Origin of the sequence: uncultured Maribacter sp. (assembly GCF_963977385.1) — a bacterium.
Taxonomy (GTDB): Bacteria; Bacteroidota; Bacteroidia; order Flavobacteriales; family Flavobacteriaceae; genus Maribacter.
Map to the genome: position 1 here is coordinate 1 of NZ_CAXBOU010000018.1, position 21931 is coordinate 21931.

General features: G+C 36.5%; 22 protein-coding genes and 1 tRNA gene. 11 read left to right on the forward strand and 12 right to left on the reverse strand.

Annotated elements, in window-relative coordinates; all coding sequences use genetic code 11:
- The first annotated feature begins 64 nt into the window (after nt 1–64).
- Nucleotides 65–583, forward strand: coding sequence for a hypothetical protein (locus tag AAC084_RS16780; RefSeq protein WP_339841382.1), 519 nt, complete (start codon nt 65–67; stop codon nt 581–583).
- A gap of 105 nt (nt 584–688) precedes the next feature.
- Here AAC084_RS16780 and AAC084_RS16785 read toward each other — a convergent pair whose 3' ends face one another.
- Nucleotides 689–2260 carry an IS1182 family transposase gene (locus tag AAC084_RS16785; protein ID WP_339841383.1) on the reverse strand — a complete coding sequence of 524 codons (1572 nt, stop codon included), beginning with the start codon at nt 2258–2260 and terminating at the stop codon, nt 689–691.
- 255 nt (nt 2261–2515) lie between these two features.
- Here AAC084_RS16785 and AAC084_RS16790 point away from each other — a divergent pair, with 255 nt between their 5' ends.
- On the forward strand, nt 2516–2983 hold the full coding sequence (locus tag AAC084_RS16790; RefSeq protein ID WP_339841384.1) for a hypothetical protein: 468 nt from the start codon (nt 2516–2518) through the stop codon (nt 2981–2983).
- Nucleotides 2984–3013: 30 nt separating this feature from the next.
- On the opposite strand, the gene AAC084_RS16795 is transcribed toward AAC084_RS16790, so the two are convergent.
- Nucleotides 3014–3979: an IS110 family transposase gene (locus AAC084_RS16795; protein ID WP_339841386.1), complete on the reverse strand. Its 966-nt coding sequence runs from the start codon at nt 3977–3979 to the stop codon at nt 3014–3016.
- Nucleotides 3980–4400: 421 nt separating this feature from the next.
- Here AAC084_RS16795 and AAC084_RS16800 point away from each other — a divergent pair, with 421 nt between their 5' ends.
- The 4 genes from AAC084_RS16800 to AAC084_RS16815 all read left to right on the forward strand — a co-directional run bounded on the left by AAC084_RS16800 (nt 4401) and on the right by AAC084_RS16815 (nt 7425).
- Entirely contained in the window at nt 4401–4868 is a 468-nt protein-coding gene (locus AAC084_RS16800; protein WP_339841387.1) for a type II secretion system protein GspG, read from the forward strand.
- A gap of 201 nt (nt 4869–5069) precedes the next feature.
- Nucleotides 5070–5909, forward strand: a complete 840-nt coding sequence (locus AAC084_RS16805; RefSeq protein WP_339841388.1) for a prenyltransferase/squalene oxidase repeat-containing protein — start codon at nt 5070–5072, stop codon at nt 5907–5909.
- A 256-nt stretch (nt 5910–6165) separates the two neighbouring features.
- Nucleotides 6166–6747, forward strand: coding sequence for a helix-turn-helix domain-containing protein (locus tag AAC084_RS16810; protein WP_339841389.1), 582 nt, complete (start codon nt 6166–6168; stop codon nt 6745–6747).
- A gap of 231 nt (nt 6748–6978) precedes the next feature.
- Nucleotides 6979–7425 (forward strand): hypothetical protein, encoded by a 447-nt coding sequence (locus tag AAC084_RS16815; RefSeq protein ID WP_339841390.1) that lies wholly within the window; start codon nt 6979–6981, stop codon nt 7423–7425.
- 484 nt (nt 7426–7909) lie between these two features.
- On the opposite strand, the gene AAC084_RS16820 is transcribed toward AAC084_RS16815, so the two are convergent.
- The 10 genes from AAC084_RS16820 to AAC084_RS16865 all read right to left on the reverse strand — a co-directional run bounded on the left by AAC084_RS16820 (nt 7910) and on the right by AAC084_RS16865 (nt 16060).
- The gene (locus AAC084_RS16820) at nt 7910–8383 is read right to left on the reverse strand and encodes a DUF6730 family protein (RefSeq protein WP_339841391.1); all 474 of its coding nucleotides are present in this window, start codon (nt 8381–8383) and stop codon (nt 7910–7912) included.
- A 12-nt stretch (nt 8384–8395) separates the two neighbouring features.
- Nucleotides 8396–9265, reverse strand: a complete 870-nt coding sequence (locus AAC084_RS16825) for a relaxase/mobilization nuclease domain-containing protein (RefSeq protein ID WP_339841392.1) — start codon at nt 9263–9265, stop codon at nt 8396–8398.
- Nucleotides 9265–9567, reverse strand: a complete 303-nt coding sequence (mbpA, locus tag AAC084_RS16830; protein WP_339841394.1) for a mobilization protein MbpA — start codon at nt 9565–9567, stop codon at nt 9265–9267. The genes AAC084_RS16825 and mbpA overlap by 1 nt, the downstream gene beginning before the upstream one ends.
- Nucleotides 9564–10361 (reverse strand): toprim domain-containing protein, encoded by a 798-nt coding sequence (locus AAC084_RS16835; protein ID WP_339841395.1) that lies wholly within the window; start codon nt 10359–10361, stop codon nt 9564–9566. Before AAC084_RS16835 ends, mbpA begins: the two co-directional genes overlap by 4 nt.
- Nucleotides 10362–10727: 366 nt before the next feature.
- Nucleotides 10728–11933, reverse strand: a complete 1206-nt coding sequence (locus AAC084_RS16840) for a primase-helicase family protein (protein ID WP_339841396.1) — start codon at nt 11931–11933, stop codon at nt 10728–10730.
- Nucleotides 11934–12007: 74 nt separating this feature from the next.
- Nucleotides 12008–12277, reverse strand: a complete 270-nt coding sequence (locus tag AAC084_RS16845) for a helix-turn-helix domain-containing protein (protein ID WP_339841397.1) — start codon at nt 12275–12277, stop codon at nt 12008–12010.
- A gap of 414 nt (nt 12278–12691) precedes the next feature.
- Nucleotides 12692–13960, reverse strand: coding sequence for a site-specific integrase (locus AAC084_RS16850; protein WP_339841398.1), 1269 nt, complete (start codon nt 13958–13960; stop codon nt 12692–12694).
- Between the two features lie 236 nt (nt 13961–14196).
- Nucleotides 14197–14268: transfer RNA gene (locus AAC084_RS16855), tRNA-Arg, on the reverse strand.
- Nucleotides 14269–14403: 135 nt separating this feature from the next.
- Nucleotides 14404–14901 (reverse strand): hypothetical protein, encoded by a 498-nt coding sequence (locus AAC084_RS16860; protein ID WP_339841399.1) that lies wholly within the window; start codon nt 14899–14901, stop codon nt 14404–14406.
- 409 nt (nt 14902–15310) lie between these two features.
- A complete protein-coding gene (locus tag AAC084_RS16865; RefSeq protein ID WP_339841400.1) occupies nt 15311–16060 on the reverse strand; it encodes a hypothetical protein in 750 nt (249 codons plus the stop codon).
- Between the two features lie 467 nt (nt 16061–16527).
- Between AAC084_RS16865 and AAC084_RS16870 the strand changes: the two genes are divergently transcribed.
- The 5 genes from AAC084_RS16870 (at nt 16528) to AAC084_RS16890 (ending at nt 21928) form a co-directional block, all read left to right on the forward strand.
- The gene (locus AAC084_RS16870; RefSeq protein WP_339841401.1) at nt 16528–17940 is read left to right on the forward strand and encodes an arginine decarboxylase; all 1413 of its coding nucleotides are present in this window, start codon (nt 16528–16530) and stop codon (nt 17938–17940) included.
- Nucleotides 17941–18033: 93 nt separating this feature from the next.
- A complete protein-coding gene (gene speB / locus AAC084_RS16875) occupies nt 18034–18972 on the forward strand; it encodes an agmatinase (RefSeq protein WP_339841402.1) in 939 nt (312 codons plus the stop codon).
- A complete protein-coding gene (locus AAC084_RS16880) occupies nt 18959–19936 on the forward strand; it encodes a deoxyhypusine synthase family protein (RefSeq protein WP_339841403.1) in 978 nt (325 codons plus the stop codon). The genes speB and AAC084_RS16880 overlap by 14 nt, the downstream gene beginning before the upstream one ends.
- A gap of 2 nt (nt 19937–19938) precedes the next feature.
- Nucleotides 19939–20262, forward strand: coding sequence for a hypothetical protein (locus AAC084_RS16885; RefSeq protein ID WP_339841404.1), 324 nt, complete (start codon nt 19939–19941; stop codon nt 20260–20262).
- 139 nt (nt 20263–20401) lie between these two features.
- Nucleotides 20402–21928, forward strand: a complete 1527-nt coding sequence (locus AAC084_RS16890; protein ID WP_339841405.1) for a bifunctional GNAT family N-acetyltransferase/carbon-nitrogen hydrolase family protein — start codon at nt 20402–20404, stop codon at nt 21926–21928.
- Nucleotides 21929–21931 lie beyond the last annotated feature (3 nt).

Consider the following 21931-nt stretch of genomic DNA (forward strand, 5'->3'; position numbering starts at 1 on the left):
TAATCCGAAAAGTTAGTGTTTATTTATACGCTACGTTTCATATACTAGACCGTTGGCAATAATTATGAATCATATCAAATACTTCATTTTTTTAGTTCTTATTTCAATTTCTTTTGAAGTGAGCTCTCAAGACACGTTGGACATGAAGGAAGTGTATATCGATAATGATTTGGTCTATAAAATGGATGGACAAAGATTTACTGGACTTGCTCAAGACAAACGGAAAAACGGAAAATTGAATTATGAAGAGCAATATAAGGACGGAGTTATTTTATGGAGCAACCTTTACTTCAACACCAAGGAAAAACTAGTATCAGATAAAACACTTTACCACAAATATAAATTAGGAGTAATTGAAAAAGTGATTAGGTTGAGGCTTTCTCAAGATACTTTAGAAGTTAAAACCTATGATGAAAAAGGAAAAAAAGTACTACTTGAACAGTACGAAGATGGTAAGGTTACTTATAGCTGTGAATATAATGGACGAAAAAAACACGGAAAAGAATTCTGTTATGACGATGATGGAAACGAATTGATTTTCGAATATAATAATGGCAAGAAAATAAAGGAATCGGACAAGTAGTACGCAAAATAACTATTGCCAACAATGGTAACCGTTGCACAAGCCTATGATCGGTCAAATTATATATGAATATTAGCCTCTCTACGGGGCTTTTTTCGCAACAACTCAGAAGTTGTAAGCTAATTTTAGCTGCTTTGTAGAAGCACCGAAGAGGTATTGAAAGGCACGTTTTATAAATGCGGCCAAAGCAAGTTTCCCCGCCCCACTTTTTACCGGTTTCTGTTCGAATTTCAGGTACTTCTTCAGGTTATAGGCGATTGCGGACAGGTGCATCACCTTGTTGGCCTGTGCCAGCCCTATCGTGTTTATCTTCCTCAGGCCCATGAACTGGGTCAGGGTGCCGAACACGGGTTCCACCGTGCTCTGCCGCTTGCCCTTCATGTAACGCCCATGTGGACTCTCCACCCTTGCGATGTTGCGTTCGTACTCTTCGCGATAGTACGTTACGCTGAACTTCTTCTCCTGTGCACTTTTGCCAAGACAGGCACTGCGTAAAGGACAATCGATACAGACATGCTTTCTTGCACGGTACTCCTTCTTCTTGGTACCCGTTCGGTAATCGTTGAAGATCTTGGTGAACGGGATCACCTTTCCTTGTGGACAAACGTAATGGTCCGCCGTTTCAATATACTCGAAGCCTGTTGGCCCGCCCTTGTAGGTACCATGGGGCGGTATGAAACTTTTAAGGTTCCGTTCTTCCAGAAAGGCATAGTTCTCACCGCTACTATAACCTGTATCGGCCACACAGTTTTCAAACACCAAACCCTGTTGCCATAATCTTCTTTGTAAGCGTTGTACGATATCCCGTAATTGCTGGTTGTCCTTGCCATCGGCATGGTACGACCTGATGTCGGTTATCACATGGTTCGCCGTGTCCACACTAAGCTGGCTCAGGTAGTTCAGTTTTCTCGCCTTACCGGGCTTTACACTTATCCTGGCATCAGGGTCGGTAGGGCTGTAATGGGTCTTGTTACTGGTATACTTTGCCCCTTTGTTACCTGCGCCCGGTCGCTGATCTTGGTCTTTTGCCCATTTCTTGTTACGGCCCTTTATCGCGTCAAGTTCCCTCTTGCTCGCAGTAATACCGCGTTGACCTTCATCTGATTTATCGTTCTTGGATTTACGGTGGGGTTCTTCTCTGTCCATTGAACTAATGGCTCGTATTCTTCGCAAATGTTCCGCTAGGTCTTCCTCGGGCACTTTCAGTTCCAAGGTATCCATACTTGCATTTGCCTTTACTGGCGCTGAATCTATCGCTTGGGTATGACCACTGACCATTCCCTTTTCAATACACAAACTCAAAACATTAGTAAATACTTCTTCAAATATAGATTCTGGAAACAGTTGACGTGTTCTACTTATAGTGCTATGCCAAGGAAGCTCTTCATCAATATCATAACCTAGGAAATATAGAATATCCAGTCGCATAGAACAATGAGCGATAAGTTGACGGTCACTAATAAGGTTCTCTAGATAACCCACTAAACACAACTTAAAGAATACAACAGGGTCAATACTCTTTTGACCACTTTCCCCATAATAAGACTTGGTCAAATTATAGAGAAAGTCCAAATCTAATACTCCTTTTAAACGCCTATAAAAATTGTTCTTGGGGATACGCTCACTTAACTGAAAATGTGCAAATAGCTTTTCTTGATAATCCTTTTTTCCCTGCATAACTAAAGTTAAGCAAAAACAGTATTTTTAACAAGGACTTGTGCAACAGGCACAATGCCTAAACGTAATGCGGACTTCAGGGCTAAATCGAAAGGTCTGTGTATATTTATGAAGTCGCTAAATCTTTGGGATTTAGCTTTGGACAAAAAAAGAAAAAGCAAAACCAAAAGCTTTAGCTTCGTGCACAGATGGAAACGAAAAGTTTCCATACTTCCGCACTACGCTTAGCCGAACCGTTAGCTGTCATTTATAAAAATGCTGAAAATAAATAAATCGAACTACGAATTCTACAAGCATATTTCCAAAGTGATTTGGGAATTTCAAGCTAAATGTGCCAATATTGACCCTAATCTTGAATATTCTCCGATAAACGTTTTAACAAAATGGGAGAAAGAAAGTGAATCCCTAGCGAGAAGAGGATTACGGGAAGGACTTCTGGATACGCTAACTGGAATTAAGGACTTACCTCCAATATACATGGATGAGTTAAATGAAAAGTTGATATCTAAAAATCTACCAACAATTGGAATTTTGACTTCTCAAATACGAAATTTACCTAAAAAGGTTATTGAAAAAGGTAAAATCAAAAATCTAAATGAATATTATGTAATTAAAGAGGTTCTGGACGATATGGAATACCAAATAAATGAATCGGAACGGATTGAATTAACTAAAATATTCGGAGATTTTGAGAAAAATTATAACGGGAAAAACGACAGCTAACAAAGAACTGAGCTAAAAAACAAATAAAATTTAGCTCAATCTACCCACAAAATTTCTATCATAATCCAAACCTGATTTTGATATTCCATAGGCCTGTTTTATAAGTTTATTACAGACAGCAATTAGCGCAAGTTTTTTGCTTTTACCCTTTCCAACAATCCGGTCATATAATGCCTTACATTGTGGGTTATGCACGCAGGCCGTAAAGCTGCATAGAAAAAGATGATTGCGTAGCAATGGATCTCCAATCTTACTGATTCTGGTTCTGCCTTTCACGCTGCTGCCCGAGCTCCTTTCATTGGGAGCCAATCCAAAAAAGGAAGTTACCTGGGATGCACTCTCGAAGTCACGAAAGCCATTGGTCGAAACTATCAAGATCATTGCCGTCTTCCTTCCTATTCCCGGTATGGTGTTCAACCTTGAATACAAGCCTTGTTCGTTCAATTTTATTAACTGCTCCATTTCAATTTCGAGCAGACCGATTTCCTTGTCCAAGTTTTTTATCTGTCTCTTTATAGATCTTACAAGTTTATCCTTTGCCCGACCACCTGTCAATAACGAATGTAACATGTTCTTAAGAGCCGTTCGCTGTTTGAAGTATAGTCTAATCGCGCTTTGATATCTTTTACATTCTACGACATAACCGGCCTCAGGAACCCATAAAGACAAGGGTTGTTCCGACGCATATCTGAATATCATCCTGGCATCGCTCTTATCCGTCTTTACATGGTTCAACTTCATCTGTATAAAACGTTTTATGACCAATGGGTTCAGGACACTTAAACGTATTCCATGTTCGAATAGGTAAATAGCCAATCGCTGATGGTAACAGCCCGTAGCTTCCATGGCACACCAATGGTCGGCAGAAAGTCTTTCCTTTAACAAGGAAAAGCCCTTTGGGGCATTTTCAAATTGAAAATGACCAGTATCAGAATCATAGACATCTATAGTGTCCTTAGAGATATCTATCCCTACAAAAATTGTAATTTTATCCATATCTTGAGTGTATTAAGAACAATACCATATGCATACAGCATCCTAAAAACAGGTTCAAAAGACCTAGAGAACTGAACGTATTGTATTGGTAAAAGAGCAGGGATTTTCATTGTTGACGGAATCGGAAGTTCCTACGGCTATAGTAACCTTACTCTGCTCTTTTGTTCTTTGGTTTTAACTAATATAAATTAATCAAAGACAAACTTAGGATGCCTATAATTAATACGGACTTATAACTTATTCGTAAGGTCTGTGTATATTTATAATGTCGCTAAATCTGTTGGATTTAGCTTTGGATAAAACAAAAAACAAATCAAAACCAAAAGCTTTAGCTTAGCGCGTAGCTGGAAATCCGTCGGATTTCTGCGCCGCACTAATCATAGCCCAGGCGTTAGGGCAAATTTAAAAATCAAAATTTCGAATGGGAGAAATCATTGCAGAACTTCTTTTACTCTGGGAGGACCTAAAATTCTGGAAAAAGAAAAAAGCAAGGCGGAAATTTGAAAAAGAGAATAATCTGCCAAAAAAGTTTCTAATTCGTCCATCTCTACTTGTTTTGCTAATTGCGGTCGGATTTATCATAGTTGCTCGAATTGCAATCGGAATTTTTTACGTTTCCGATAATGGAATGACAGAAACGACGGAACAATTAAATAAGATAGAATCGATACTGGAGCAAGAAAAAAGTGAATTGGGAATTTATCCGCAAGAGCTCAAAAATATAATTCGTAATAACCCATTGAGGCAAAATATAACGTCGGACTTATGGAACAATGAGTTTCATTATGAACAGTTGGAAAATGGACAAAGTTACGTACTTAAATCCAAAGGTCGGGACGGAATTTTAGGGACTGAAGACGATATTGACGGGAGAAAAAACTTGCCCTAACAGAGCCTATAATTAATGCGGACTTATTCTAATCCATAAGGTCTGTGTATATTTATAATGTCGCTAAATCTGTTGGATTTAGCTTTGGATAAAACAAAAAACAAATCAAAACCAAAAGCTTTAGCTTAGCGCGTAGCTGGAAATCCGTCGGATTTCTTCGCCGCACTAATCATAGCCCAGGCGTTGGCAGCAAGCAGAAAAATGAACATAATGGACTATTCGGCTGAAATAAAATCTATCCTAAAACAAAAAAATCAGAATGGCGGACTATTTTGGTCAAGAGAGGATGGTGATATCCATGCACCTCATGGGGCAAGCACAATGGATACTATTGAAGTACTTGGTGAACTTGGCGCAAACATTAAGGAATTTCCGATTCTATCGCAAGCAATTGAATTTCTATTTAAATACCAAACTTCTGACGGTTCTTTTAAGTATTCGAACACCAGCTCAAAGCTTCCATGCATGACTGCTAGAATTCTTGCTGCTTTGGGAAGAGTTGGAGGATTTCAGGATAGTAGAACGGAAAAGAGTTATCAGCAACTTTTGGAAACGCAAAGTCCAGATGGAGGTTGGCGATGTAACACGGTTAAACTAGGAAAGTCCCCTGAAACAGATGCTAGCAATCCAGGAACTACTTTGTACATACTAGATGCATTTCGATTTAGGGAAAATAGCAAAGAAGATATTGAAAAATTTGACAAAGGAATTGAATTTCTACTTAAGCATTGGATAACGAAAAAACCCTTGGGTCCTTGTACTTTTGGGATAGGAAATCGATTTTTGAAAGTTGAGTATCCTTTCTTGAGATATAATCTTTTCTATTACGTTTATACTCTCTCGTTTTATTCAAAAGCAAGACTTGACGATAGATTTCAAGATGCCCATCAGTCACTGCTAAAAAAAACCAAAAACGGAAAAATGATACTCGAAAATCCTCATCGTCATTGGCGAGAGTATGAATTTGCTAGAAAAGGAAGAATTAGTGAACTTGCGACATTAAGATGGGAAGAAATAGAGCGAAATTTAATTGGAAAATAAAAAATGCCAGCTGCCAACACCGTATAAAATTAATTGCTAGTGCTAGCTCACTTACGAAAATCCTCGCGGATTTTCTATTCGGTTTATATTTGCTGAATTACGTGCTTAAACCACGCAACTAATCTTATACAACAACGTTGGCAACAATTATAAAACAAGGAATTAGACAGTAATGTCGTAAAGTTGTCGGAAACGCACCGTTATCAATATGTATGTCTCTAAAATAACTTTGACCAAATAATTTAAACTACAAGAAATGGAGAATATTGGTCAAAAAATTGTTGAACTAAGAAAGTCAAAAGGCTATACCCAAGAAGACTTAGCAGAAAAAGCAAAAGTTAACCTAAGAACAATTCAAAGGATAGAAAATGATGAAAACAAACCGAGTGGAAACACTCTAAAACTTATCAGCGAAGCGTTAGATAGTTTGCCTGAGAAAATTATTGATTATGGAAAAAAAGAGGATTTGAAACTTTTAGTTTTAATGCATTTATCTGTAGTTACGTATTTAGTAATTCCTATTGGAAATATCTTAATTCCGTTAATTTTTTGGATTTCAAAAAAAGATAAAATCATCAAGTTAGATGAAAAAGGAACTAGCCTACTTAATTTTCAAATAATCTGGACCATTTTAACAACGATTACATTATCTGCCGCTTTATTAACTGCTACTCTAGAATTGACTAATCCAGAGAACGGGTATATTTCTTATGTTTTATTGTTTCTATTTGTGATTTTAAATATAATTAATGTGGCAATGGCTGTAATCATTGCCTACAGGATTAAACGAAAATCTAAATACGCATCATACCCGAATCTAATACGAATAATAAAATAACTGTTGCCAACACAACCTATAAACAATACGGGCTTCGGGCTTACCTGCCGGCAGGCAGGATCGCAAGGTTTGCGTATTTTTATAAAGTCCGCGAAATCTTTGGGATTTTGCTTTGGACAGGAAAAGAAAAAACAAAACCAAAAGATTTTGCTATGTGCATGGCGGAAAGCAAACGCTAGTATGCCCCCGTACTGTTCATAGCTCAAACCGTTGTAAACAATTATACAAATATTGAAACCAGAAATTCAAAATATATATACTCTTTTCTTAGATACAATTTCTTATAGTAGTAAAACTCGTTTACTCACAGTAAATGTGATTGAAGGATTTGTTTCATCTGAAACTGAATCAATAGAAATCTCTGAAGGAAACGTGATGGATAATGTTCGTTCAATTGATATTTTGGACAAAAGCAGAAAGTTTAAAGTGGAATTTGATTCTCCAATTGCATGGCAAAATGTTGATGAATCTTTTACGGCATTTGACAAAGCTGAAATTATAAATAACAAAGGAGTAATTCAGGAAATTAAAAACTCTGAATACTTAAAATATGTGCGTGAAAATCATGGATGGTTTGAGCCTCATCAGGGTACAGCAATTCAATACAGAATTTGGACGGAAAATGATGTTGTGGATATAGTTACAACTGAGGAACCACAAATAGTACAGGTAAAATAACTGTTTACAACATAACCTATAATCAATACGGGCTTTGGGCTTAATCGCAGGGTTTGCGTACTTTTATGAGGTCGCGAAATCTTTGGGATTTCGCTTTGACATAAAAAAGAAAAAACAAAACCAAAAGATTTCGCTATGTGTATGGCGGAAAGCAAACGCTAGTTTGTTCCCGTACTGTTCATAGGTACTGTGTCAAAAAACAAGTTTTTTCTTTAATAATTTAGGAAACAAGTTGAGCAATCAAGTTGTTATCCTGCGCAGTAAGGGCTTCATGCTTTTGCTGCTTTTTTATTTTAAATTCCGCATCGTAAACATTTTCATTTTTTTGCTGTTTAGGGTAGAAAGAGTTCGTTACTTTCTCCAAGGTTTATTTAAATCAATTAATTCCCCAAATCTTACCATAACATACCTGCGCATGGATCCTGTGGAATTTTTGTAGTGTTCCGGCAGATAAGCGTCAAGCAAAAATTCCATAGGGCGCATACTACTTTTGATTTAGAACACTATCCTTTTTCTGTATCCATTTCTGGTACGATTCGTAATGCTGCGGATATTGGTCAAAATATCCTTTTAAACTGGAGATTACTTCTTGCTCTCCCTCGGTAAATGCCTTTTCCTGTACTTCCCCGATTCGGGAGAACTGTAGCGATAGGTATCCTATAATGACCAAGGAAATAAACCAAATCGCGTAATGAATCCGTAATTGTATCCTTGGAACCAGTCTTGCTTTTGAAATCTGACTCCTGATATCCTGAACCGACTCCTGAAGCCTTTCGGTATTCACCTTCTCGAAATTCCGATACTCTTGGAGCAATCGTTCGATTTCTGAAGTATCGGGCATTACTTTGATGTTGTCCGTATTTTGGGTCAACTTTTCAAATCTATCGATGGACTTGTTGAACCCATCCAACTCGTCGGTGAGCAGTTCCATCACCTCGTCCAGTTTTTTATATCCCATAGCTTTTTGTTTTTAAAATCCAATTCCGGTATCGATGGCCCTTTTGATCGTTTTTTTGATGATGTTCTTGGCAATGCTTGTGGCTAAATTGGTACTCATTTCCAAGGTTTTCCCTAGTAGCTGGACTGACTTGTCCACCTTTATCGGTTTTGCTATACCTTTATTCTGTGAAAGTTGTGCCATGATCTTTCCTCCGGATATGGAGCGGTGTACCTCACTGGCTTTAAAGTTAAGACCGTGATATTGGAATCGGAAGCCCTGTAAATTATTGGCCCGGTTTATTGTCGGGATGACTTCCACATTCCTTTCTTTCATGGCCTTGATGTAGGAGTCTAATGTTTTTGGACTTTCGGTTTCCATTACCCTTTGATGTATGTTCTTTATTTCGAGACGTACCTGTATCGAATTCAGTTCCTTTTCCAATTGTACTTCCTTCACCGTGGTCAGTCCCATTTCCTTGGCAACATATTCGGCGGCCAATTGGCTTCGTTTTCCAATAAAACTGTCATTGTAGGCCTTGCCATCAAAACCGATACGGTTCACGTACAGATGCACATGGGTATGTGCCTTGTCCCTATGGACAAAGGCAATGGCCTGGCGTTCCTTCAATTGCATTTCCTTGATGAACTTTTGTGTCAATTCCCCTAACTGTTGCTTGGAAAGGTTACTACCATCCTCTTGGGTCGGACTGAGTATAAAGCTTAAGGTGTTCTTTTGGCAACGGGTATTCTCTTCTTGTATCAGTTTGAACTCCTCGGTGATCTCATGGGGATTGTTTCCCGCCAGATGTTGGCTAAAGACGATTTCCGCATCCTTCTCCTGGTTCCAGCCGTAATCGATACTTGTTCCGGTATGTGATATGGATGTTCCCTTGCCAATCATTATTTTGTTTTTTTGAAATTATAAAGATGTGTTCGTATTTCTTCCGCCAGTTGCTCCACCTCGCTGGCCAGTTTAGGGTTATGTTTCCTGAACATATTACTTCTTCGGGTAAAGTTCCCCTTGTACTTCACAAGCATTTTATAATGGGCCAATTGTTCCTCGGTCAACCGTTCGATGACGGTATTGCCAAAAGCGGAGCTGCGGCAATATTCGGAGAGGGAAATACCTGCACGTTCCGCCCTTTTCCTGAGCAGTTTTTTCTCGTAAATCGAGCACCGGAATTTGATACACGTCCTTTTCATTTTTTAGTTTCTTTGGGACCATCGGGAGTAAAGCGAGTTTGCCTTTGTGGCAACAAAGACACATCTCGCGCTTCCTGACCAAGTCCCTTTTTAGCACTTTTTACCAGCCATTCGTTCATATCCTTGAATCCTTCGTAAAGCATAGATTTGTCCAGACAGATATTGGAACGGGCCATCAACTTTTGCGTCGCTCCTTTTCCATTTTGGTCATTGTCCAAATACAGGTCGATTTGGCTATAACTATCGATAATCTTAATACCTTTCTTTAGAAAGGCAGTAGAGTTCAAGACCAGAAAATCATATTCCAAATTTGATTCTTCGATACCCTCTAAAATCGATAACAGGTCGAACATCCCTTCGGTAACGATGAGTTTTCCGTTTCCATTTTTGATATGGGTAATATCCTTGGGCGAACTACAGTTTTTATAATATTTGTTCCGTAGCTCCCATCCGCCCGAACCGTTCTTCAATCCTATGGCGAAGTAGCGTCTTCCCTTGTTCAGGTAATGAACTTCCATACAAATGGCCGCTGCTGTCGAAATGGAAATCCTTCGTTCAAATAGATATTGTAACAGACCATAGTGCCGGATAGGCCGTGCATGAAAAATTTGTATTCCATTATGGTTATCGTTGCTTAAAACTGGCCGCTGTTGAAAAGAGAAAGAGGCTCGGTCCTGTTCCAAAAACCTTAAAGTTTCCTTTACCGAGGATTTGGTGATTTTACACACCAGATCGATAACATTACCTCCCATTCCTTCCCCATGGTCGTACCATCTATTGAGTTTCTTGGACACCTTGAAAGAGGCATGCGTTTCTGAGCGAAGAGGGCTTAGGAACCAAGCTTCTTTATCGTTTGTCCTGGTCGGAAAGTGCCCGAGTTTTGCCAGCGCCCTTTCGATGGGAAAAGCTCGGGCTCTTTCACATGATAATCCTGTAGTTCTTTTTTCTTTCATAAGCCAAATGGTTTTACCTATTTTTTTGATGATATGATGACAACACCTCCCAAGGCCCCTATAGTATTAGGTTTCCCCTGTCATCGTTTTGTCATCACGTCATCGTTCTTCTTTTTTTACAAGCATTTCCGTCATCATTATTTTTTTTGATGACAAAATGATGACAGTTTGATGACGGCTTCGGCCCCTATAAACATTGACCCCGTCCTATTCCGTCATCGTATCATCGAAATTTATGTTCAAAAAGTCTTTTTCCACCGTAAAGTACCTTCCTTTGGCATCGATCATGTGGATATCCCCATCGCTCCAAATGGTCACTTTTTGGTATTTGTTGGAGTTGTCCTGGTTGACGAGTTTCCAATCGTTCTTCAGCAATTTCCGCAACTGGGTCAAGTCGGTCTTGACACGGGTTTTGTTCAGCAGGTGCAGCGCATCGATGGGACAGAGATGTATTTCCTCCAGTTCGAACTTTTCCATGACACTGAACAGGATACTGGCCAGTTCCTTCTCCACCCGGTTCCTATTGTTCTGTACCAACCTTTTTAACGCGGCTGTTCTAATCTGTTTTGGGGTGAACCACATTCTGGTGGTGTGCTCACTCGATAACTGTCGCTTTTGCATGTAATGCAGAAATGCGGGTATCTCAGATTTCAGTTGATTCAGGAAATCGGTCTCCTCTTTTTTGAGCACGGGTATTTTCAAGACCCAAAAACGGGTCTCGTTCCCGTCAATTTTTATGAAGTTGTCCTCGTTGTTGCTGCATAGGACGAACTTACCGAAGAACTCCACTTCCCTTTTATCCTTTCCCTTGGCCTCCAACTTGTTGATATTGGTGGTGCTCAGGTATTTGATACGTTCCGTCAATTCTTCTTTGTTGAACAGTACTTCGTCAATGCAGATGAGCAGCTTGTTCGCCCAATCCGAATTGAACTGGCTACTGAAACTATCATTGGTCAAGTAGGTCATGTTATTGTCGAAGATGGCCTTCAGCCATTTCAAAAAAGTACTCTTGCCTGTGGAACGTTCCATGGAAACTAAACAAAGAATAGGCAGTACCTGTACCGGTTTTGTATACAGTAATTGTAGGTAATCCAATCCTAGTTCATAGTGTTTCCCGAAAATATGTTTCACAAAATTCAATGAATGTTGGCATTCCCCTTCTTTTGGGATTGCCGGCAACGGGGAATAAGTATTGTAGAACCCTTTATATTCCTGTTTAAAATGGATATGATTGGGGATACAGGTAAAGCCATCGTATTTTGGAACCTTGCTCAGGTAATCCTTGCCATGGTCCTGGCGGATGGTCTCGATGTTCCAATGCACCAGGATCTCGTTGAAATGTCCAGCGATGGTAGGTGCCTGCACCAATTTATAGTACGATGTGCCCACCCGTAAGTAAGGTACTGTTTTCATAAAAAATGTTTTGAACTCCCAGGGGATTCCCAAGATGTACTGATGAATTTTGAAAAGTTTAGAGATGCAAATTCCTAACGAACGGGCTTAGCTATCGTTTCGATTTCATTTATGGGTCTTCGTTCGTTCTGGAGCAACCAATCCTCTATTTTCTTCCGTTCGAAAAAAATAAGTTTTCCGTTGGGTTTGGAGTGCGGAACGGTTCCCGCAGCGGTAAGTTTGTACAGGTAGCTTCTGGATATCCCAGTATAGTCACAGGTTTCCTCAAAGGTCAATACCTTTTTATTCGCTATCAAAAGTTTTTCTAAACGATCCAGCCGTTCAAGAATCAAAAAATTGTCCATTGTTTTCCTTTTTTAGGGTTACGAAATGAACAAAAGCGCTTTTGTTTTCTTTCAATATTATTGTTGAATAAAAGTATGAAAATAGGCGAATAAAGAAATAGACCGTTACAAATAGTTATTCACAAATAACTGATATACAACAAATTAAAACAAATTAAACCAAATCAGATAGTGCTAAAGGACTATTAATTTTATTTGGTTCCGTTTGATGCAAAACGATACCAATCTAAATAAGGGTCTAATCCGTAATTTGGCATAAAAATGTGGGTTATCAACAATTGAAATACCTCTACTAAAAAGTTTTAAGTCCATCAAGGGTCTTTTTTTAAGAATGAATTCTATAAAGTTCTCTATTTCTACTCCCATTTAGGTTTCAATCTAAAATTGATATTTTAATTTTATTGAACATTTGACCTAGTGAATTCTCTTTGTATTTTTACTTTTATATGATGCTCTATTTATTTCCAGTTTCTCACGAAGTATTTCCATATCGTCACATACTTTTTGCTCAATTACTTTAGCATAAATTTGGGTTGTGGTTAGCTTTCTGTGCCCTAACATTTTAGAAATAGTTTCTATGGGCACTCCGTTAGTCATCGTAACGGTTGTCGCAAAAGTATGTCTGGCCATATGAAAGGTGAGGTTTTTTTGAATGCCAGCTGCTATTGCAATTTCCTTTAAATAGGCATTCACTTTTTGATTTGATATTTTAGGAAACAAAGTCCCATAAACCTGACATCGTTTATCTTCTCTGAAATTCTTAATGATTTCAAAAGCTTTAGATAATAAGGGAATTTTCACAGGATTCCTGGTTTTTTGCCTTTTTGTTGCTATCCACCACCTTTCGTCCAGACCCGTAATTAAACTCTTTTCCGTGAGGAGCATCATATCTATATAGCTAATCCCTGTATAACAGCTGAATACAAATAAGTCTTTTACCGTTCTTAATCTCAAAGAGTTCAATGTCACCACCTCTAAAAGCTCCAACTCCTTGCCTGTTAAATGACCTCGGTGTGTGGGAATTAGTTTTTGTTTGAATTTACGGAAGGGGTCTTGACCAATCCATTCAATATCATAAGCTAACGTGACCATTCTCCTCAAACGCTGAATATGTTTCATTACTGCATTGTTCCCAATCTGCTTTTGATAATGCCTTGGTTTATGGCCACGGAGAAAATTTTCAAAACCGAGTATAAATTTATAGTCAAGAAGAGATAATTCTATGTCATCAAGTTTGTATTCCTTTTTTAAATAAAGTAGGATGTATTTTTGACTAATTAAATAGAGCCTTGAAGTATTTCTATGCAGTTTGTGAAACATTTTATCATTATGGTATGCAATTATATCTGTAATGGTAAATTCCTTTGGCTTATCGTCCCCTAGGAATTTGGATTTTATCGTTTGTGGAGTAATTCGCTTATCATCTGCCCTTAATTCCTGATAGCACTGAAACAACTTTGCATGTACTTCATTCAGGTATTGATTAATACTTTTGGCGTTTGCACTCAAACCCTTGACTCGCTGCTTTTCAGGACTCCATAGTTGCGTGTCAATTCTTCTTTTAAGGCTAATGTTGAGCTTTTTGCCGTCTATGGTTATCCTGGCATAAAGAGGAGCTTGATTGTTCTTAATTCTTTTAGCGTATAGCCAAAATAAGATTGAAAATGTGGAAGTAGTGCGCATAACAAACGTCTTTAAATTAAACTTAATTAAGGACGAAAGTCAAATCACCTACAAATTGTTTATTTAACAGATTTAAAATAAACAATTACAAAATACGAAAACATTTGAAAAAAATGTTGACGATTTGTGAACTCAAATAGATGGTTCTAAATGATATCATTTGAAACCAAAAAATATCAAAACATTGATAATCAATATATTACATACTATATTGAATTCGTTTGTAAGTCAAAAAGTGACCTCGGCAAGAATCGAACTTGCATCTAAAGTTTAGGAAACTTCTATTCTATCCATTGAACTACGAGGCCAAATTTTTTCAGAAAGCAAAAGTAGAATTATTAATTAATGTACGCTACAAAATTTATGATTAGACTATTCTTTATATGATAGTCTTTTGCATCACATTTCATATCTAGGTTTTTCTTTCTGATTTAGAACACTAGCTATAATTCATCTTCAACACCTTCTTCAGGTGTAATTGTTTTTTTAAGTGCATTCACAACTTCTTGCAAATCACGCTTAAACTGTTTTTTGAACTTATGCTCTTCTTCCTTTGCCTTTTCATTATATTCTAGCAAAGTTTCTTTAAAACTATGCTCTTTTTGAGCTAATTTGTCTTTGAGCTCTTTATTTTTTTTCTGTAATGAATCTAGTTCTTTCGTAAGTTTTTCTTGTTCTTTTTGATCGCCTTTGGCGATTACAGCTCTTATTTTTTTTATTTGTGCATCTGATTTTTCAATTATAGATTCTGATTCACTTTTGAATTTCTCCCAATTTTTTTTAACTGTAGCTTGAAGTTCTTCCTTCGATTGTTTTTCTGCTTGTTTCAAATCCTTACTAGTCTCATTAATGTTTTCTTTTCTTGAGGTCTCACCACAACTTGATAAAGAAATTGCGACCATAAGGATAATCATGGTAGTTGATAAAAATTTTATTTTCATGATTGAAGAATTTAATTTGTTTTCAATAAACGTATCAAATGGTTACCTCTCTTTAATTTTATGCGTTTATAGAATAGTATTTTTCTTTTGAAACCTTCAAATATTTCTGCACTAATATATTCCCATTTATGGCTTTTTAATGGAGGTGTGCTCATAATCAGGTTCAATTAATCACCAAATATAAATGAGAGGAAAACAACTTAAAATGATTTAAGTCATACCTGCTAGTTTGCATTAAAAAAAAGATGAATGAGAATTTTTTCACTTCATCACCTGAGAAATAAACTCTTAAAAAATCTGTTCAAACAGCATCTTTTACCTTATGAATTAAAAAATAGGATTTAGTTTTCCGCAATCTAATAGCTAATTCTCAAGTGTGATTTTATAAAAGGTAGTGTCTTTACTGATTTCAATAGTTTCTTTTACTCCAAATCTCATACATAGGTTCTCCTTTGCTGTTCTTGCCCGTATGATGCCAATCGTCGCCCTGTAATTCATAGTTGAATTCTAATTGAGCACCCACTCTTGAATTATCCTTAGAGAAAAACAATATTTCTTCTTTGTAGATTCCATCATTAGTACTGTAATTACCACCTCCTGTGCCAGAAAAACGAAAAGATTCCGTGTCGTAGGCAATCCATTGAAAAGTGCCATCTCTCAGAAATTTTAAGGTTTTTCTTGAGCTTTCTTCACCTCGTCTATCTTGACCTGTATCAGGACCTCTAGTTGCAAAAAGCCATTCGCCATCTAAATCTTGAGAATGACTCTTTGTGGGTTTAGGTGTAAGTTCTTGAAACCAGCTCATATGAAGTTTTTCTCCAATCATTTTTACAGGTATACTGAGTTTACTAATAGAATCTTTTTCGTAATCAGAATTAAATTCTAACAAAACGACCATGAGGTCAATTGAATCGGTTTTTTCTATTTGCGTAAAACCACCAAGTGTTTTTATGAAATTGGCAGGCTCAGTTTCATAAACTGTGTAAATGAAATAATTATCATTTATTTTGACTTGATGTACTCTTTTGGAGCCATTATTTATCAATGTATCAGCATATACACCTGATGAAATTTGTCCATTTGCCATTAAATGAAAAAAAAAGGACAATAAAATTATAATCGAATGTCTTGTCAAGCTATATTTTTTAATTTTTATCATGGCTTTATTATTTTTTAATATATTAATAATAAGTAAGTTATGAAATTAAATGACGTTTTAAGGTCAGTATAAAATTACAATAAAGTAGGTTATCGTAAAAAAAATGAAAACGCTTGTTTTTTCATTTTTTTTGATTTCATTTGTTATGTCCTAATACCCTATTATGGGTGCTAGAGATTTCAAGCTTTTAGCTGAACATTATGTATAATTTTTTTATGTTCGGATTTAAGGGAAGTTGTAAATATTTTCAACAGATAGCCTATAAAATTGGTTTTCGGTTAATAAGGTTAACTTCCCATCCTTTTTCAACGATCATGCAAAGTCAGCATGATTACTTCTTCATTCCTACTACGCAAGAACAAATTTTAGTGTGATTTTCTGTTGAGATGGTTACGTTTTCTTAACTTTCAAACTGTAGGCTAGTTATTATATTTATAGAATATCAAATTTCATTATAATTCAATTTCATGAATACCAAATACATTGATCTTATTGATCAAACTTATTATTTTCCCCAAGAAGAATTTAATTTAGACGGCGAACACTTACAATTTCATGGCATTCCGTTGCATGATTTAGTACAAGAATATGGTAGCCCTTTAAAATTTACTTATCTCCCCAAAATTTCTGAAAACATTTTAAGGGCCAAAAATTGGTTTGCAAATGCTATAGAAAAAAATGATTACAAAGGTAAATACCACTATTGTTATTGTACCAAAAGCTCTCATTTTCAACATGTAATGCATGAGGCTTTAAAGAACGATATTCATATGGAGACTTCTTCTGCCTTTGATATTAATATTGTTGAAAAACTCAAGGCAGACGGTAAATTAACTGATAAGAATTATATAATCTGTAATGGGTTTAAGCGTGAAAAATATATAGAGAACATTGCTAGATTAATTAATGGAGGGCACCAGAATTGTATACCGATTATTGATAATTATGAAGAAATAGATTTATTGGCCGACGCCATTAATGATACTTTTAAAATCGGTATTCGAATAGCTTCTGAAGAAGAGCCTAAATTTGAATTTTATACCTCTAGATTGGGTATAGGGTATAAAAACATTGTTCCGTTTTACGAAAATCAAATAAAAGACAATGATAAGGTTGAACTAAAAATGCTTCACTTTTTCATTAATACGGGTATACGCGACAATGCCTATTACTGGAATGAGCTCGTAAAGTGTTTAAAAGTATATGTTCGTTTAAAAAAGATATGTCCGTCATTAGATAGTTTGAATATTGGTGGAGGTTTCCCAATCAAGAATTCTTTGCAATTCCAATATGACTATCAATACATGATAGATGAAATCTTAAATCAGATTAGCATAACATGCTCAGAGGCAGATGTTCCAGTTCCTCATATTTTTACTGAATTTGGTAGTTTTACAGTAGGTGAGAGTGGTGGAGCTATTTATGAAATTTTGTATCAGAAGCAACAGAACGATCGTGAAAAATGGAACATGATAGATTCTTCTTTTATAACCACATTGCCAGATACTTGGGCTATTAATAAAAGATTTATCATGTTGCCTATTAATCGTTGGAATGATGAATACGAACGTGTACTTTTAGGTGGTCTAACTTGTGATAGTGATGATTATTATAATAGTGAGCAGAACATGAACGCTATTTATCTGCCAAAATATAAAAGAGAGAAACCATTGTATATAGGGTTTTTTAATACTGGAGCTTACCAAGAATCAATAGGTGGGTATGGAGGCTTACAACATTGCCTTATTCCTCAACCAAAACATATTTTGATAGATAAGGATGAAAACGGTAATTTCACTTATAAGCTTTTTAGAGGGCAACAAAAAGCAGAAGACCTTTTAGGTATATTAGGCTATGATGTTGATGCTACTAATGAGTAAAAATATTTTGGTTCAAAAGACCGACGAACATAGAATTACGTATATAAAATTGAAAAATTTTCTAAAAAACCACTTAACAATAGCTGAAATATCATGAGTACATCAAAGAATTATGCCGGTATTGCCGATGAATTCGCCCAACTAGAAAAATCCAAAATTATCTTGATTCCTGTTCCTTATGATGGAACCAGTACTTGGGGTAAAGGAGCGGACAAAGGTCCTGAAGCTTTTTTAGAAGCTTCAGAAAATATGGAATTGTATGATATTGAAACCGATTCTGAGGTTTATAAACAAGGCATTCATTTAACTGACCCTATAACTGAAAACAGTTCGCCAGAGGCAATGGTCAATGAAGTACATGCTATTACGAAAGACTTTATTAAGCGTAATAAGTTTGTTACATTGTTTGGCGGTGAACATTCAATTTCTATTGGGTCTATTCGTGCTTTCAATGAATGTTTTGATAACCTTACCGTGTTGCAAATTGATGCGCATGCAGATTTGAGAGAATCATATGAAGGTAGTAAGTATAATCATGCTTGTGCCGTGTATGAGGCTAACCAAACTACCAATTTAGTGCAGGTTGGTATTCGTTCTATGGATGTTATTGAAAAGACATTGATGGATGATGAAAAAACATTCTTTGCCCATGACATGGTAAATGATGAATATTGGACTGATAAGGTAATTGAGGCAATGACTGAAAATGTTTTTATAACATTAGATTTAGATGCATTAGACCCTTCTATTATGCCTTCTACTGGAACTCCTGAACCGGGCGGATTACTTTGGTACGAGACTTTAGAATTTTTAAAGCAAGTTTTCGAAGATAAGAATGTGGTAGGTTTTGACATTGTAGAACTTTGCCCGAACAAAAATGACAAATCATCAGATTTCTTAGCAGCTAAATTATATTACAAAATGCTTAGCTATAAATTTGCTGGTCAAGATATTGATCAAGAGTATGATAATACCTTCGATATAGATTATAAATCAAATACCAATTCAAAATTTGAAGATGACGAAGACTAAAGGTGCAATCACCAATTTTATAGAAAAATACTATTTACATTTTAATGCTGCGGCTTTGGTAGATGCTGCCAAAGGTTACGAAGAGCAACTGAATAACGGAGCCAAAATGTTGGTTTCATTAGCAGGTGCGATGTCGACTGCAGAGTTGGGTAAAATCTTTGCAGAGGTTATTCGCCAAGATAAGGTTCAGATAATATCTTGTACTGGGGCGAATCTTGAAGAAGATATTATGAACTTGGTGGCACACTCACATTACAAGCGTGTTCCAAATTATAGAGATTTAACACCGCAAGATGAATGGGATCTATTGGAAAAAGGGTTGAATAGAGTTACCGATACCTGTATTCCAGAAGAAGAGGCCTTTAGAAGATTACAAGAGCATATTTTCAAGATATGGAAAGATGCAGATAATAAGGGAGAACGTTTTTTACCTCATGAATTTATGTACAAAATGTTGCTTTCAGGAGTGTTAGAGGAGTATTATGAAATAGACCTTAAAGATTCTTGGATGTATGCTGCAGCAGAGAAAAATCTACCTATTATTTGCCCAGGTTGGGAAGATAGTACTATGGGTAATATTTTTGCTTCCTATGTTATGAAAGGTGAGTTAAGGGCAAGTACCATGAAATCGGGCATTGAGTACATGACTTTCTTGGCCGATTGGTATACCGATAATTCTAAGAACGGAATCGGATTCTTCCAAATTGGTGGTGGTATTGCTGGAGATTTTCCAATTTGTGTAGTACCAATGCTGTATCAAGATATGGAACGCACCGACACACCTTTTTGGAGTTATTTCTGTCAGATTAGTGATAGTACAACTAGTTACGGCTCATATTCTGGTGCTGTACCAAATGAAAAGATTACTTGGGGTAAATTAGATATTAATACGCCTAAATATATTATAGAAAGTGATGCTACAATTGTTGCACCTTTGATTTTTGCTTACCTTTTAGATATGTAATTATGGACAAGAACGCACATTTAAATAAAGTCATTGTAGACTTTAAAAAACTGACTCCAGAAGTTCTTAAACTTTTGGTAGAAAAATATCCTGACGGTTACGATGATCGCAATATTATCACTTTCAGAAATGGTCAAGGAGAGCGTGTTGAAGCGGTTGAGGTATTAACTGTTGATACAAAGTACTTGGTGAAAATCAGTGCTAAGCTTGAGTATACCATGGAAAATTATGATGTAGACGATTATGAGGATTTTGACGATGACGATCCAGATGCAGTAGTAGAGCCAGACCCAGAAGACATGGTCGATGGTCAAGATGAAGATTAGTATTATCTTCAGTAGAACGGTATAAACATTCAACTAAAATTTAAAATATCCTTTTCCGGTTTACTAAATGTAAACCGGGAAAAGGATTATATTCTGTACTAACTTTTAAACTAAACTCGGTTGTACTTACAACAGCTATATGAAAATTGATGAAATTGAAAATATTGAATTAAAGTTTTTAGACCTTGATGATTATCAAGAACTCAAAACTGCTATGATTTCTGCTTATGCGAGTATGCCCGGTTCGTATTGGAAAGAGGAACATATAAAATCTTTAATCGATAAATTTCCTGAAGGCCAAGTGGTCATTAAAATCAATGGTCAGTTGGCCGGCGTAGCTTTATCTATAATTGTTGATTATGACGCGTTCGACGATAGCCATACCTACGAACAGATAACAGGTAAATATACATTTGATACTCATGATAATGAAGGCGATGTACTTTATGGTATTGAAGTTTTTATAAAACCAAGTTTTAGAGGTTTACGTTTAGGCCGACGTTTGTATGATTATAGAAAAGAATTGTGCGAGAAGTTAAACCTAAAAAGTATTGTATTCGGTGGTCGCATGCCTAATTATCATGCACATGCTGCAGAACTTTCGCCAAAAGAATATATTGCTAAGGTTCGTCGTAAAGAAATTCATGATCCGGTTCTAAATTTTCAAATCAGTAATGACTTTCATCCTGCCAAAGTAATGAAAGGGTATTTAGATGGTGATAAAGCTTCTCAAGATTTTGCTATTCTTATGGAATGGGATAATATCTATTATCAAAAACCAAATAAAAAGGCGGCTACAAAAAAATCAATTGTTCGTTTGGGATTGATTCAATGGCAAATGCGCCCTTACAAAGACTTAGAGGAACTTTTACAACAAGCGGAATTTTTTATAGATTCTGTTTCTGGTTATAGGTCCGATTTTGCGCTATTTCCAGAATTTTTTAACGCACCCTTAATGGCAGGTAATAACCATATGTCTACGGCAGATGCTATTAGAGAGCTGGCTAAACATACCCAAGCCATAGTTCAGAAATTTTCTGAATTTTCCATTTCTTATAACATCAACATTATTTCTGGTAGTATGCCTGAAATGATAGATGGACGCCTTTATAATGTAGGTTATTTATGTAGACGGGATGGTAGTATGGAGCGTTATGAAAAGCTACACGTTACCCCAGATGAAGCAAAGATTTGGGGAATGCAAGGAGGTACGCAGTTAAAGACTTTTGATACGGATTGTGGAAAAATAGGGGTTTTGATTTGTTATGATTCTGAATTTCCTGAATTAAGTAGGTTACTAGCAGATGATGGCATGGATATTTTGTTTGTTCCGTTCCTGACCGATACCCAAAATGGATATTCTCGTGTACGCCATTGCGCTCAAGCACGAGCAATCGAAAATGAATGCTATGTAGCCATTGCTGGTAGTGTTGGTAACTTGCCAAATGTTGAGAATATGGATATACAGTTTGCTCAATCTATGGTGTTTACACCATGCGATTTCTCTTTTCCAACCAATGGTATTAAGGCGGAAGCTACCCCAAATACAGAAATGATTTTAATCGCTGATGTGGATATTGACCTATTGCGAGAGCTTAATCAATTTGGTGCGGTACGCAATTTAAAAGATAGAAGAACAGATTTATTTGAATTAAAAAAGAAATAATTA

Bases quoted from the DNA above. Each gene is read 5' to 3' on its own strand.
- AAC084_RS16860 (WP_339841399.1), bottom strand. From the start codon at position 14,901: ATGAAAATAAAATTTTTATCAACTACCATGATTATCCTTATGGTCGCA.
- AAC084_RS16880 (WP_339841403.1), top strand. From the start codon at position 18,959: ATGACGAAGACTAAAGGTGCAATCACCAATTTTATAGAAAAATACTAT.
- AAC084_RS16800 (WP_339841387.1), top strand. From the start codon at position 4,401: ATGGGAGAAATCATTGCAGAACTTCTTTTACTCTGGGAGGACCTAAAA.
- AAC084_RS16820 (WP_339841391.1), bottom strand. From the start codon at position 8,383: ATGGGATATAAAAAACTGGACGAGGTGATGGAACTGCTCACCGACGAG.
- AAC084_RS16795 (WP_339841386.1), bottom strand. From the start codon at position 3,979: ATGGATAAAATTACAATTTTTGTAGGGATAGATATCTCTAAGGACACT.
- AAC084_RS16865 (WP_339841400.1), bottom strand. From the start codon at position 16,060: ATGATAAAAATTAAAAAATATAGCTTGACAAGACATTCGATTATAATT.
- AAC084_RS16885 (WP_339841404.1), top strand. From the start codon at position 19,939: ATGGACAAGAACGCACATTTAAATAAAGTCATTGTAGACTTTAAAAAA.
- mbpA (WP_339841394.1), bottom strand. From the start codon at position 9,567: ATGAAAAGGACGTGTATCAAATTCCGGTGCTCGATTTACGAGAAAAAA.
- AAC084_RS16850 (WP_339841398.1), bottom strand. From the start codon at position 13,960: ATGCGCACTACTTCCACATTTTCAATCTTATTTTGGCTATACGCTAAA.
- AAC084_RS16840 (WP_339841396.1), bottom strand. From the start codon at position 11,933: ATGAAAACAGTACCTTACTTACGGGTGGGCACATCGTACTATAAATTG.
- AAC084_RS16825 (WP_339841392.1), bottom strand. From the start codon at position 9,265: ATGATTGGCAAGGGAACATCCATATCACATACCGGAACAAGTATCGAT.
- AAC084_RS16790 (WP_339841384.1), top strand. From the start codon at position 2,516: ATGCTGAAAATAAATAAATCGAACTACGAATTCTACAAGCATATTTCC.
- AAC084_RS16845 (WP_339841397.1), bottom strand. From the start codon at position 12,277: ATGGACAATTTTTTGATTCTTGAACGGCTGGATCGTTTAGAAAAACTT.
- AAC084_RS16870 (WP_339841401.1), top strand. From the start codon at position 16,528: ATGAATACCAAATACATTGATCTTATTGATCAAACTTATTATTTTCCC.
- AAC084_RS16810 (WP_339841389.1), top strand. From the start codon at position 6,166: ATGGAGAATATTGGTCAAAAAATTGTTGAACTAAGAAAGTCAAAAGGC.
- AAC084_RS16805 (WP_339841388.1), top strand. From the start codon at position 5,070: ATGAACATAATGGACTATTCGGCTGAAATAAAATCTATCCTAAAACAA.
- AAC084_RS16890 (WP_339841405.1), top strand. From the start codon at position 20,402: ATGAAAATTGATGAAATTGAAAATATTGAATTAAAGTTTTTAGACCTT.
- speB (WP_339841402.1), top strand. From the start codon at position 18,034: ATGAGTACATCAAAGAATTATGCCGGTATTGCCGATGAATTCGCCCAA.
- AAC084_RS16785 (WP_339841383.1), bottom strand. From the start codon at position 2,260: ATGCAGGGAAAAAAGGATTATCAAGAAAAGCTATTTGCACATTTTCAG.
- AAC084_RS16780 (WP_339841382.1), top strand. From the start codon at position 65: ATGAATCATATCAAATACTTCATTTTTTTAGTTCTTATTTCAATTTCT.